14 protein-coding genes are annotated in these 13,406 nt (G+C 36.3%); 7 read left to right on the forward strand and 7 right to left on the reverse strand.

Features of this window, described 5'->3' with window-relative positions:
• Positions 1-113 precede the first annotated feature (113 nt).
• The gene (locus QWY78_RS04085) at positions 114-2,306 is read left to right on the forward strand and encodes an outer membrane beta-barrel family protein (protein ID WP_290216860.1); all 2,193 of its coding nucleotides are present in this window, start codon (positions 114-116) and stop codon (positions 2,304-2,306) included.
• Positions 2,307-2,447: 141 nt separating this feature from the next.
• Here the strand turns inward: QWY78_RS04085 and QWY78_RS04090 are convergent, their stop codons facing one another.
• The 6 genes from QWY78_RS04090 to QWY78_RS04115 all read right to left on the reverse strand — a co-directional run bounded on the left by QWY78_RS04090 (position 2,448) and on the right by QWY78_RS04115 (position 7,581).
• Positions 2,448-3,125 (reverse strand): RluA family pseudouridine synthase, encoded by a 678-nt coding sequence (locus QWY78_RS04090; protein WP_290216863.1) that lies wholly within the window; start codon positions 3,123-3,125, stop codon positions 2,448-2,450.
• Positions 3,126-3,325: 200 nt separating this feature from the next.
• Positions 3,326-3,838: an NUDIX domain-containing protein gene (locus QWY78_RS04095; RefSeq protein WP_290216865.1), complete on the reverse strand. Its 513-nt coding sequence runs from the start codon at positions 3,836-3,838 to the stop codon at positions 3,326-3,328.
• Entirely contained in the window at positions 3,835-4,743 is a 909-nt protein-coding gene (gene xerD / locus QWY78_RS04100; protein WP_290217000.1) for a site-specific tyrosine recombinase XerD, read from the reverse strand. Before xerD ends, QWY78_RS04095 begins: the two co-directional genes overlap by 4 nt.
• A 22-nt stretch (positions 4,744-4,765) precedes the next feature.
• Positions 4,766-5,191, reverse strand: coding sequence for a deoxycytidylate deaminase (locus QWY78_RS04105; protein ID WP_435389046.1), 426 nt, complete (start codon positions 5,189-5,191; stop codon positions 4,766-4,768).
• 12 nt (positions 5,192-5,203) lie between these two features.
• Positions 5,204-5,971 (reverse strand): enoyl-CoA hydratase/isomerase family protein, encoded by a 768-nt coding sequence (locus QWY78_RS04110; RefSeq protein ID WP_290216867.1) that lies wholly within the window; start codon positions 5,969-5,971, stop codon positions 5,204-5,206.
• A gap of 119 nt (positions 5,972-6,090) precedes the next feature.
• Positions 6,091-7,581: a catalase gene (locus tag QWY78_RS04115; protein ID WP_290216869.1), complete on the reverse strand. Its 1,491-nt coding sequence runs from the start codon at positions 7,579-7,581 to the stop codon at positions 6,091-6,093.
• Between the two features lie 90 nt (positions 7,582-7,671).
• Here QWY78_RS04115 and QWY78_RS04120 point away from each other — a divergent pair, with 90 nt between their 5' ends.
• From QWY78_RS04120 to QWY78_RS04145, 6 genes are all read left to right on the forward strand, one after another.
• Positions 7,672-8,625 (forward strand): hydrogen peroxide-inducible genes activator, encoded by a 954-nt coding sequence (locus QWY78_RS04120; RefSeq protein WP_290216872.1) that lies wholly within the window; start codon positions 7,672-7,674, stop codon positions 8,623-8,625.
• Between the two features lie 188 nt (positions 8,626-8,813).
• Entirely contained in the window at positions 8,814-10,094 is a 1,281-nt protein-coding gene (metK, locus tag QWY78_RS04125) for a methionine adenosyltransferase (protein ID WP_290216873.1), read from the forward strand.
• A gap of 75 nt (positions 10,095-10,169) precedes the next feature.
• A complete protein-coding gene (locus tag QWY78_RS04130) occupies positions 10,170-10,658 on the forward strand; it encodes a hypothetical protein (RefSeq protein ID WP_290216875.1) in 489 nt (162 codons plus the stop codon).
• Positions 10,659-10,835: 177 nt separating this feature from the next.
• The gene (locus tag QWY78_RS04135; protein ID WP_290216877.1) at positions 10,836-11,426 is read left to right on the forward strand and encodes an RNA polymerase sigma factor; all 591 of its coding nucleotides are present in this window, start codon (positions 10,836-10,838) and stop codon (positions 11,424-11,426) included.
• 41 nt (positions 11,427-11,467) lie between these two features.
• The gene (locus QWY78_RS04140) at positions 11,468-11,602 is read left to right on the forward strand and encodes a hypothetical protein (protein WP_290216879.1); all 135 of its coding nucleotides are present in this window, start codon (positions 11,468-11,470) and stop codon (positions 11,600-11,602) included.
• A gap of 26 nt (positions 11,603-11,628) precedes the next feature.
• Positions 11,629-12,324: a YjjG family noncanonical pyrimidine nucleotidase gene (locus QWY78_RS04145; RefSeq protein ID WP_290216880.1), complete on the forward strand. Its 696-nt coding sequence runs from the start codon at positions 11,629-11,631 to the stop codon at positions 12,322-12,324.
• A 45-nt stretch (positions 12,325-12,369) separates the two neighbouring features.
• Here the strand turns inward: QWY78_RS04145 and trpS are convergent, their stop codons facing one another.
• Positions 12,370-13,338, reverse strand: coding sequence for a tryptophan--tRNA ligase (gene trpS / locus QWY78_RS04150; RefSeq protein WP_290216883.1), 969 nt, complete (start codon positions 13,336-13,338; stop codon positions 12,370-12,372).
• Between the last annotated feature and the right edge of the window lie 68 nt (positions 13,339-13,406).

A 13,406-nucleotide genomic window follows, 5' to 3' on the forward strand; every position in this document is an offset into this window, starting at 1 on the left:
AAGTTTAAATTATGAAGTCGTCATTTAACAAAAGATAGGATAAAGTCTGATCCAAAGAGTAAATTCTGTAACATTTTCTCAGTTCCGTTGTCTTATTAAGTAGAAATCAATTTATGACCAAAAAACTATCCTCTGCATTTATTGCCTTAATATTTTCTCAACTTTATTTTTCACAGGAAAAACCAAATTCCCCAACCAAAGAAAAAGAAATTGAAGGGGTCATTATCACCAAAACTAAAAAGGCAGTTGAGCAAAAAGCCGATCGAACAATCTTTGATTTTTCTGAGCAAGAATACCTGAACACGGGTTCTGCTATGGAAGGAATTAAAAAACTTCCTGGTTTAATTGCAACCGATGTGGCCGGAATGATGTATCAGGGAAAAGTACTGGATGTTTATCTCAACGGGCGACCGCTAAATATCTCTACCAACGATTTAATCTCTTTCTTAGAAGGAATGCCGGCAAACTCCATTGAAAAAATTGAAGTGATTACCCAGCCTGGCGCAGAGTTTCCTGCTACTTCTGGGGGAGCGATCATGAATATTATTACCAATAAAAATGCAAATAAATATTTAACCGCCACCTATTCTGGAAACTACGCCTTTACCAATGAAAATAAATTCCGAAGCAGAACCAATAATTCACTAAGTTTAAATGCCAGAAATAAATATTTTGGATGGCAATTAAGGGTCGGTCAAAGTTATCGTGAAAGCGAAATGAATAGCAATCAGGATCATTTGGTCTTATCAAATACCGATCGAATTTCTCGTGGAACTTTTGCAAAAGCGGGGGTAACTGTAGATTTGGGCAATGATAAATTATTATTGAATTATGATGTTTATAGCAATAATAATGATAATATTACTTTAAGCAATGGGTCATTTACCCTACCAAGCCAGATTGTAAATAAATTCTCGGCTCTTGATGCAGCCAAAACGAATACGCTGCGACAAGAAGCGGTGGTGACCTATCAGAAAAGATTCGATGACAAGAATAAAAAACTGGATTTTCAGGCAGGTTATACGCGCTCAGATAACGATTTCTACCAAGACAATATTTATAATCAGTCAACGGTTAACGGCAATCAATCATTGGGCAGGTTGCTGGATAATAATTCGGTGATGCAGGTGTCTAACTTCAAAGTTGATTTTTCTCAGCCCATTAAAATCTTAGATGAAGGAAAAGTGAGTTTCGGAGGTTTGTATGAAAATCAAATTTTCGATACCGAAAGTAAAGGAGTGACCAATTTGGAATATGAAAGAAATACCGCTTCCACGTATTTAGAATTCCAAGCGAAGTTGAAAAAATTTGATTTTGTCTTGGGAACAAGGGCAGAGAATTATGATATCGGGGGAACAACCAGGCTAATAGATTTGGCAGGTGCTTTACAACGGGAACCACTGATTCCTTTTAATAAATTTAAACTGTTTCCCAATGCAAGTATTCAATACAATTTGATGAATCAGGTTTATTTGGCTTTGAATTACAATAAGAAAATCACCTTGCCAAGCATTTCAGCGTTGAATCCCAATAACAATACCTTTACTGGACCCAATTCTAGCATTACAGGAAATCCATATTTGCAGCCAACGATTTATGATAATTTCGAAATCAAACTTTCGGCCTTTGATTATGCATTTATTGGTTATAATGTTTCCTCTGTTGATAATCAGGTGGCGCAATTACTTTCGCGAGATGGCGATGTTATTAAAAATGAGCAGGTGAATATTCCAAGCATGAGAATTCACAATTTTAATATCGGGATGCCAATTCCATTTATGATTTTCACTACGCCATTAAGTGAAATTATGAAAGTGAATTTCAACCCCGATAAAATCAATTTTCTATATGTGTATGCCGGCTATATGAAACATGAAATAAAAGAAATCGACCCGAAAGGAATGTTTATCGTAAATCTAATGGCGCAGGTCATGTTGCCATCTCAAATAAAAATGACGGCGAATTATAATGTATTGTCTAAAAAAGCCGGCTTCTACTATTTTGAATCAGAGAAACCTTTTAATGAAAGATTTGATTTGACTTTTACCAAAAAATTCTTAAATGAAAAACTAACCGTTTCGGTGTATGGGAATGATCTGTTCAATACACAGGTAACCCAATTGCACTCTAAACCATTGGTTGGAAATAGTGTTTTCCTTTATAACAAAACAGATACAAGAAACTTTGGGTTTTCTGTGAATTATAAAATACCGACCAAAAATAAATTGGCGAAAGAAGATGCCAATATTCTAAAACAAACCAATCAAAATGATAGTAACGGAGGTGCAATGCCAACAACACCCTAATTAATATTGCTTTGCTATTCTAAGTTAAAAAACTAATCCAAAAAACAATATCAATTTTCAGAAGGAAATCAAAGATTTAATCCTAAGATTTCGATTTGGCATTTAATTTTTAGTGATAAATATTTGTGTTTTCTTGATAATTTACACTTCACAAGCTTTCCAAACCGCATCATTTTCCGGAACTGGTGCGGTTATTTTTATGTTTTCTTTCGTCACAGGATGAATAAACTCTAACTGTCTAGCGTGCAAATGTATGCCACCATCGGGATTCGAGCGAGCCGAACCATATTTTAAATCTCCTTTAATTGGAATGCCAATTTTCGCTAATTGTGCACGAATTTGATGATGACGACCCGATTCTAAATCGACTTCTAACAACTGAAAATTTTCTAAAACTTTCATGATTTCGTAGTTGAGAACTGCTTCTTTGGCACCTTCTGTCGCTTTTGGGAAAACGGTTGATTTATTGTTTTTTTCATTTTTTTGAAGGTAGTTGATCAGTCGCTGGCTTTGGGGAATTTCAGTTTTGGGAACCACGGCCCAATACGTTTTTTTAATTTCCCGATTTTTTACCATCTGTGTTAAACGGGAAAGTGCTTTCGAAGTTTTGGCGTAAATAACCAATCCAGAAGTCGGTCGATCGATACGGTGAACCAATCCAAGAAAGACATTTCCAGGTTTCTGATCTCTTTTTTTAATAAAGTTTTTAATTAAATCAAGTAAAGATAAATCACCAGTTTTATCACCTTGAACAAGTTGTCCGGCTTTTTTATTGATAATTAAAAGATGATTGTCTTCGAAAATGATTTGTTCTTGCATGGTGGAATATTACAATTTTCAAAATTACTGTAAAATATTAGAGTCTGTTTAAAATTTATCAAAATTAATTCCCCAATTCCTAAAGGCTGTCGTTTTGACAAAATCTTTTAGAAATTTTCTACCCTTTAGGATGGGCGAAAAAGATTTTTTTTACGTATCATTAAACAGGCTTTTTAACTAATCCTTCAAGAAGTTGTTTTCTATGATCTTTTATATTTTTCGAAAAATATTTGTTGAGATTCAAAAGCGATTTCATCTAAATTAATGTCCTCTTTTTTAAGCCAAACAGCTTCCGAAATTTCAGCGATTTCTAACTGAATTTCTAGCTTTTCCGAGACTTCATATTCGTAGAATAAATCAATGGTATTGTACAAAATATTTTTGTATTCGTACGTGTTGGGTAAACTCGCTAGGTATTTTAATTGGGAGCGGTCAACTTTAATTTTCATTTCTTCGAAAAGCTCACGCACACAGGTTTCTTCAGCACTTTCTTTGGGATCTACAAATCCTCCTGCCAAATCTAATTTCCCTTTTTTCGGTTCTTGGTTTCGTCGGGTAAAAAGAATTTGATCCCCATGCTTAATAATGACCGCAACCGCACCGGCAACATTATGAAAAAGAACGTATTCACAGTTGGAGCAAGTCCATTTTTTTTCGCCATCCCATTTTAGAGCGGGATTTCCGCATTTCGGACAGTATTTTAAATCGTTCATTCTGTTTTGTTTCTGGGATGATAATTAAGGATTACGTCCCGTAATTCTTCGTTTTTTAAATGCGTATAAATCTCGGTGGTTGTAATACTTGAATGACCCAGCATTTCTTGAATGTAGCGCAAGTCAACTCCGTTTTGTAAGAGATGGGTTGCAAAAGAATGACGGAAAGTATGTGGTGAAATCCTTTTACTAATGCCCGCTTTTTCTGTAAGTTCTTTAATAATGATAAAAACAATAACTCTAGACATCGCAGTTCCGCGGCTGTTTAGAAACAAAATATCTTCGTGTCTTTTATTGATTTTTCCTTTAGACCGAACCGAATGAATATGTTTTTTCATGAGTTCTGCGGTATAGGAAGCGAGCGGAACAAATCGTGACTTGTCCCCTTTTCCTTCCACTTTTAAATACAATTCTTTAAAGTTAATGTTGGAAATTTTTAAATCGATTAGTTCAGAAACGCGCAATCCACATCCGTAGAGCACTTCAATTATACAGCGGTTTCTTTTGCCCAAATCGGTGTTGATGTTGATGGCGTTAATGATTTTTTCTACATCCTCAAAACTCAAAGTGTCTGGAAGATAGAGTCCCAATTTTGGTCCCTCGAGTAATGTGGAAGGGTTGTCTTCCCGAACTTCATCTTCAGTCAAATATTTAAAAAAAGACTTGATGGAAGAAATCCATCTTGCCTGCGTTCGCTCGCTAAATTTTTTCTTAGAAAGCTGAAAGAGGTATTCTTGAATATTTTCGTAGGTTATGGTTAGTGGACCTGTGTTTTCTAGGTCAACTTCCGCGTATTCTTTGAGTTTTTTGATGTCTCTTAGATAGGCATCTATTGTGTTTTGCGAAAAGTTTCTTTCAAATTTTAAAAAAGTTTCGAAGTCTTTAATTTTTTCATCCCAAGTCATCATTTTATGTGTGTTTGTGTTTTTATTTTATTTCATCATCAGGAACTTGCAAGATCTCAATCCCATGATTTTTTAGAAATTTAATCCCATCGTCATCTTTGTAATGATCAACATAGACCAGTTTTTTAATTCCTGCTTGTAAAATGAGTTTACTGCATTCTTTGCAAGGTGATAAGGTAAGGTAGAGGGTAGAGTCTTTTGCAGATTGCGTAGAGCCAGCTAATTTCAAGATAGCGTTCGCTTCTGCATGTAAAACAAACCAGTGGGTGTCCCCAGTTTCATTTTCACAGCAATTATCAAAGCCAGAAGGCGTTCCGTTATAACCGTCTGAAATAATCATACGGTCTTTCACGATGAGCGCTCCAACTTGCTTGCGTTTGCAGTAGGAGAGTTTTGCCCAGACCTTTGCCATTTTCAAATAAGCAATATCGAATTTAGTTACTATCAAAAATATACTTTTTTAAAATGAGGGTTTTCTTTTTTCTAAGAAAGCGGCGACTCCTTCTTTTTTATCTGCCATTTCGAAGAGTTCACCAAATGCTTTAATTTCCGTCTCGAAACCTTGCTCAGTATCGGATTGATTCACCGCGGCTATTGCTTTGGCTATTCCCATCGGAGAATTTTGAGCGATTGTATTGGCCAATTCTTTCGTTTTTTCAAGAAGTTCTTCTAAACTAAAAACATCGTTAACCAAGCCTATTTCTTTGGCACGCTGCGCTGGAATCATTTTCGCCGAAAATATTAATTCATTGGCCAAGCCTTTTCCGACCAGTTTTGGCAAACGCTGTGTTCCACCATAACCCGGGATTAAGCCTAAAGTTACTTCTGGCAAGCCTAATCTCGCATTTTCTGACGCATATCTGATGTGGCAAGCCATGGCTAATTCTAAACCGCCACCTAGCGCAAACCCATTTACAGCAGCGATCACTGGTTTGTTGAGGTTTTCGATTTTGTTAAAAAGAATGTTTTGCCCTTTTCTTGCTAAATCTTCTGCAGCGGCAGTTCCAAAATCAGAAAACTCTTTAATGTCGGCTCCAGCAACAAATGACTTTTCACCGCTACCAGTAATAATAACGGCTCTGTAAGTTGGATCAGCAGACACTTCATCTAAAACCTGACTTAGTTCCGAAATGGTTTTCGCATTTAGCGCATTTAAACTCTGTGGACGGTTAATTGTAATGATTGCTGTTTTCTGATCTGTTTTTAAAACTATATTTTCGTACGACATCTTTATAAAGGTTAAGGTTTTAATACGCTGCAAATTAATCATTTTTTTCTCATGGTGGTCTCAAATCTTTGAGGCGGTATTTACCACGCTACTTTGAAATGAATAATGCTGATAAATGGTTAAATGGTTGAATGACTCATCATGTTTGCATCGATGTTAATCTGCAAGCCCATCGCTATCTTCATTCCTAATTCAATATTCGCTCGAAAGAAATGACACAACTGTCGATTGATGATTTCATCTCTCTTTGGTCCGGCAATACCTTTCATTGAACTTATAATATTATTAACCAAATTTTGTCGATCGTGATCGTTCATCGCTTTGGTGTACAGTAACCCCGGCTGTGTATAATGATCATCATCATTTTCATTTCGGTTAAAGTGTGAAACGTGAGTACTGTCTAAATCTTCTTCGAAATTTTTAAAGTCAGATATCGGTTTTATTTCATCGAAACTGTTGGGGTAATAGTTCGGTGCATCTTTGTATTGGCTCGAATCTGCCATGGCACCATCTCTTTGATAATTATTCACCACAAAAGGACAACGGTTAACTTCTAATAAATGGGAGTTTGCGCCAACTCTGTAGCGGTGCGCATCGGCATAGGAGAATAGTCGACCTTGTAACATTTTATCTGGTGAAAAACTGATGCCATTAACTAGGTTGCTCGGTGAAAAAGTAGATTGCTCCACATGGGCAAAATAATTGACCGGAATTTCATTAAGCTCCATTTCGCCAACTTCAATTAAAGGGAATTCATCGTGAAACCAGACTTTAGTTACATCAAAAGGATTCCATCGAAATTCCTTGGCTTGTTCGTCGGTCATTACTTGAATGTAAAGCGTCCATTTTGGGAAGTCGCCAGCTTCAATCGCATTCATTAAATCTTCTTGTGCGAAATCAGGATTTTCTCCCTTCAATTTTACCGCTTCATCTTGATTGAAGTTTTTGATTGATTGTTTTGTCTTAAAGTGAAACTTAACCCAAACTCTTTCATTGGCTGCATTGATCATTGAAAACGTGTGTGATCCAAATCCGTGCATATGGCGATAACCATGCGGTGTTCCCCGATCAGACATTAATATTAAAACTTGGTGCAGCGATTCTGGATTAAAACTCCAGAAATCCCACATCATCGTGGCGCTTTTAAGATTGGTTTTTGGGAGCCGCTTTTGGGTATGAATAAAGTCTGGGAATTTTTTAGCGTCTTTAATGAAAAAAACGGGCGTGTTATTGCCCACCAAATCCCAATTTCCCTCTTCTGTATAAAATTTTACCGCAAACCCGCGGGGATCTCTTTCGGTATCAGCGCTTCCTTTTTCCCCGCCAACAGTAGAGAATCGAGTAAAAATTTTGCAGCTATTTCCTACGGTTGAAAATAACTTTGCTTTGGTGTAATTTGAAATATCATGGGTAACAGTAAAAGTTCCGTATGCACCAGTTCCTTTTGCGTGCACCACTCTTTCAGGGATCCTTTCTCGTACGAAATGAGCTAAATTTTCCTGTAAGATGAAATCTTGCAATAAAACCGGCCCTCTTGGTCCTGCGGTCTGCGAATCTTCATGCTCATAATAGGGAATTCCAGCGGAGTTGGTTAATTTGTTGTTGCTCATAATAATGAATTTAATAAACCTCAAATTTATTTAAAAATAATTACATTTCGGCAAAATCTAAGTATATTTGACCTAGACTAAATTACCCTAATGAATATTCAACAACTAGAATATCTTATCGCAGTAGATAAATATAAACACTTTGGCAATGCGGCGCAAGCTTGTTTTATTACGCAGCCTACCTTGAGTGCCATGATCCAGAAATTTGAGGATGAAATGGATGTAAAGATTTTTGATAGAACGACCCATCCCATACGCACCACCGATGTCGGAATGCAACTGGTCGTAGAAGCAAAGAAAGTAATCGATGCGATTAATGAGTTACGGAGCAAAGCAAATTTACTCAATAATGTTTTGGCAGGAAAACTGAATTTGGGGATTATTCCCACCGTCTCGGGTTTTATACTACCAACAGAAATTTTCGATTTTCTAAAAAACCATCCTAAGATTGAGCTGAGCGTTAAAGAAATGACCACGGATAATATCATCAAAGCTTTAAAAAGTGGTGAACTTGATGCGGGAATTATTTCTACTCCTTATACTGCAGCCAATGAATTCTACCACGACTTTTTGTTTAATGAAGAATTGATGCTTTATGCAGCCGACGATAGCACCTCGGAAAAGAAAGACAGTTTTGTAGTTCCTGAAGATATTGATGTGCAGAAAGTTTGGCTTTTGGAGGAAGGTAATTGCCTGAGAACCCAATTTGAAAATATTTGCGAACTAAAGGAAAATACGGTAAAGCCAAAAAATCTAGATTTTGTCGCGTCAAATATCAATACCTTGGTTCAGTTGGTTGATAAATTAGGAGGAATCAGTATTTTACCTGAGCTCGCTGTAGAACAGTTAACCGATGAGCAGCGGCAAAAAGTAAAGCGTTTTAGAGCGCCATTTCCGTATCGTGAGATTTCGGTCATTTATTATAAGCCGACTTATAAGCAGAAGATTTTAGATGAATTAATTGCCTTTATTTCTGAGTCATTGAATACCAAGCTAAATTTTAACAAAAACCCAGAAGAATTTGTGGGCATTAAACCACAATGATTTTTAACATCTAAATAAATTTTGCAATTTCATAAATAGTGGCTAAATTTGCACCAATAATTTACCAGAGGAAAAATTTGTACTGATTGCAACCTCATTAAAAAATGCTAAAACCGATTTTTCTCTTTTAGTTTCTGTTGCAATCACCCAATTTTCTTCTATTTTTTTAATTAAAAACAAATAGAAATATGTCTTATTTATTTACCTCTGAATCGGTATCCGAAGGACACCCAGATAAAGTGGCTGATCAAATATCTGATGCCTTAATCGATAATTTCCTGGCGCATGATCCGGCCTCAAAAGTTGCATGTGAAACATTAGTGACCACAGGTCAAGTTGTTTTGGCTGGTGAAGTGAAGTCAACAGCCTATCTTGATGTGCAGGATATCGCGAGAAAAGTAATCAATGGAATTGGGTATACCAAAGGCGAATATATGTTTGCAGGCGACTCTTGTGGTGTTATTTCTGCGATTCATGAACAATCTTCAGATATCAACCAGGGTGTTGATCGAAGCGTTGAGAATGATGATTTTGAAACCAAAGCAAACAGCCAAGGGGCAGGTGATCAGGGAATGATGTTTGGTTACGCAACCAACGAAACAGATAACTATATGCCATTGGCCCTAGATCTAGCCCATACCATTCTTAAAGAATTGGCGATCCTAAGAAGAGAAAATAACGCGATTACCTACCTTCGCCCTGATGCTAAATCGCAGGTAACTATTGAATATTCTGATGACCATAAACCCGTAAGAATTGATTCTATCGTGGTTTCTACACAACACGACGAATTTGGAAGTGATGAAGCGATGTCTGCAAAAATCAGAAAAGATATCATCGGAATATTGATCCCAAAAGTAAAAGCAAAACAAAAAAAAGAAATTCAAGATCTTTTTAATGATCAGATTACTTACCATGTAAATCCTACCGGAAAATTTGTTATCGGAGGGCCACATGGCGATACGGGCTTAACCGGACGAAAAATTATCGTAGATACTTATGGTGGGAAAGGAGCACACGGCGGTGGTGCATTCTCCGGTAAAGATCCATCAAAAGTAGATAGAAGTGCTGCTTATGCAGTGCGTCACATGGCCAAAAACCTGGTAGCAGCTGGTGTTGCTGAGGAAATTCTGGTTCAGGTTTCATACGCAATTGGTGTTGCAGAACCTTGTGGTTTATATGTTAATACTTATGGAACTTCAAAATTGGGGTTACATGATGGAGAAATTGCCGAAAGAATCCAGAAGATATTTGATCTGAGACCTTACGCCATCGAACAAAATTTAAAATTAAGAAACCCTATTTATCAGGAAACTGCTTCTTACGGGCACATGGGAAGAGCACATTATGTTGCTGATAAAACTTTCCGCGGTGCCAATGGTGTTGAGTTTACCATTAAAGATTTAGAATTTTTTACATGGGAGAAACTCGACAAAGTAGACGAGATAAAGAAAGAATTTAATCTTTAAAAAATATAAAAAGCTGCTTTTACAGAAATGTTAAAGCAGTTTTTTTATCTTTATCCCCAATATAAAATTATAGTAATGAAGAAGAGGATCGTTTTCGCCACCCTATTATTTTTATTAACTTTCGGTAGTACGAAAGCTCAAATGACCGTACATAAAATGGTTCATGTGGGTTACGTATACCAAAACCAAAATTTTGCAGAACTCGGTGGCCGTTTACTCTTTCTACAAAATGATGATGTTATTTACCGCTTGGGTGCAGCCGGAATGATGGGAAGTGTCAACGGAAAATTCGCTATCATACCTAAGATTCAGGCAGATATTCTTCTGAATTTTGAAAGGAATGTTGATTTATACCATTCTATCTACTTTGTCGCAGGAGCAGAAACCACCACGAAATATTTCGCACCCAAAGCCGGAGTAACTTTGTTTGGGGTCATAGATTTAACAGGAGGTTATGCATTTTCAATCGATAAAGCTGGTCTCAACGGTAAAGAGATGAAAGGTGTCAACGTAAATTTTACGATTAATCTACCATTAGTCATGCTTCACGATTTATTAAAATGATTATTTTGCAATTTTTTATTAATTAGTTAACAGAGTATTAACTTTTTTACTAATTTAGCCACTCACAATAAAGCCAATTTTATAGATCATATAACTCTATCAGTTTATTAATAACGGAATTTTCCTAGCCCAGATCATGAGGGGCGAGAATTCTTGGATTAAATTAAGAAAAGAGTTATGCATAAAAATACAGATAGTTGGCTGATTTCAAGTTTCAAAAATGGGGACGAAAAAGCGCTAGCCATACTCATTGAAAGACATCAGAAAGAAATTTTTACCTTTATTTTTTATAAGTTAATGGATGAAAGCTTGGCCAATGATATTTTCCAAGATACGTTCATGAAAATAATTGTTACCTTAAAAGAAGGCCGCTATAATGAAGAAGGGAAATTTGTTTTGTGGGCAAAGAGAATTGCTCATAACCTGGTCATCGATCACTTTCGCTTAAAAGCCAAACATAACAAAGTCTCAGAAACCTCTTACGACAATGAAGAATTTTCAATTTTCGACCTCATTTCTGTGCAAGAAGAAAATATTGAAGAGCAATTGGTAAGTCGGCAAATTCAAGAAGATTTGATGAGAATGCTCGATTATCTGCCAAAAAATCAGCAAGAAGTAATAAAATTGCGCTTTTTTGATGGTTTGTCTTTCAAAGAAATCGCCGATCAAACCGATTCCAGTATCAACACTACGCTGGGTAGGGTACGCTACGCTTTAATTAATTTGAGAAAAATTATGGAAGAACATCAAATTATTTTAACCAGATAATAATATGCAAAATCTTTCGTTTTTAGTTAAATATTTCGCGTATGAAAAATAATTACACTTTAAATGAAAGACAATTGAGACCAAAGAAACAAACCATTGATTTTCTCTTAAGCTATTCCAAAAGTATTCAAGCTATAAAATTGAAATCAAAAACCTACCTTGTTTCAACCAATTAATCTTTATTTCCTTAAATTTGTGCTGTATGAAAATTCAGCACCTTTTTTTTGACCTCGACAATACCCTTTGGGACCACCGCGGAAATGCTTTTTTAACTTTAAAGGAAATTTTTAAAAGACAAGAAGTCCGCGATAAGTATAATTTGGATTTTGATGATTTCCATCGGGAATACTTCACCATCAATGAGCGACTTTGGGAGCAAATTCGTGATGGCGAAATAGATAAAGAATATTTAAGAAAACACCGGTTTTACGATTCTTTCTTGTTTTTTGGAATTGATGATTTTGAATTAGCACAAGCTTTTGAACGCAATTTCTTAGATGAAATCCTGAATTATAATGATTTGGTAGAAGGCGCTTTCGAAATATTAGAATACCTGCACGATAAAGGCTACAAAATGCATATTCTTTCCAATGGTTTTCAAGAAGTCACCCATAAAAAATGTGAACTTTCTGGAATTCAAAACTATTTTGAAACCATTACCAGCGCTGATGAAATCAATATTAGAAAGCCGAAACCAGAGATTTACAAGTATGCTTTGGACAAAGCCGGAGTTACCGCTGCAGAATCATTAATGATCGGTGACGACTGGATTGCTGATGTGGAAGGTGCAAAATCCTTTGGCCTAAGCGTTATTTATTTTGATGTCTTCGATGATAAATTTGAAGCTGATGAGGTGAAAGTCATTAAAAAATTAATAGAATTAAGAGATCATTTATAAGCAAAAACCTTTCCGAGTGGGAAAGGTTTTTTTTGAGTTCTTCAATTAAACGCCAACACTTTTTCGAACCCGACTTAAGGTTTCCAAAGCGATCACTCGCGTTTTAGCAGCGCCTTCCTGTAGCTTTTCTTCCAGTTCTGGCAAGTTGTTCATATAATAGGTGAACAGTTCTCTTTCCTTTTCAAATCGGTTTAGAATCAAATGCAATAATTCTGTTTTTGCATGACCATAACCGAAGTTTCCGGCCAGGTATTTTTGTCTTAAAACTTCTGTTTGTTCAGCACTTGCGATTAATTCGTACAAAGCGAAAATTTTGTCGGTCTCTGGATCTTTCGGATCTTCTAGTGATTTAGAATCCGTTTCAATTGCCATGACCTGTTTTTTTAATTCCTTTTCGGGTAAGAAAATATTAATAATATTGCCTCTTGATTTCGACATTTTTTGGCCATCAGTTCCCGGTACATATTTGGTGTCTTCTTGTAATTTGGCCTGGGGCAAAACAAATACTTCTCCCATTTGATGGTTGAATCTGGCACCCATATCTCTTGCCATTTCCAAATGCTGCAACTGATCTTTTCCGACCGGCACAATTTCGGCATCATACAACAAAATATCAGCAGCCATTAAAACCGGATAGGTAAACAGACCTGCATTAACATCATCCAAACGGTCAGCTTTATCTTTAAAAGAGTGCGCCAAAGTCAACCGTTGATACGGAAAAAAGCAGGATAAATACCACGTTAATTCACACGTTTCCGCAATGTCACTTTGTCTGTAAAAAAATGTTTTGTTGGTGTCCAAACCACACGCAAGCCAAGCTGCGGCGATTTCATAGGTGTTTTGCTTTAGTTCTTCTGCATTTTTAATCTGTGTTAATGAATGCAGGTTGGCGATAAATAAAAAAGATTCGTTTTCTGGTTTTTTAGACAGGTCGATGGCAGGAATAATTGCTCCTAGTAAATTCCCTAAATGCGGTGTTCCCGTGGCTTGTATGCCGGTAAGTATTCTGGACATGGTTTTTGTTGTAATTTAAAAGCAAAAATACAAAACTAAAGGTCGTTTGGCAAGCCTCAATTTTTTGG

It is taken from the genome of Kaistella yonginensis (assembly GCF_030409525.1).
In the GTDB taxonomy this organism is placed as follows: domain Bacteria; phylum Bacteroidota; class Bacteroidia; order Flavobacteriales; family Weeksellaceae; genus Kaistella; species Kaistella yonginensis.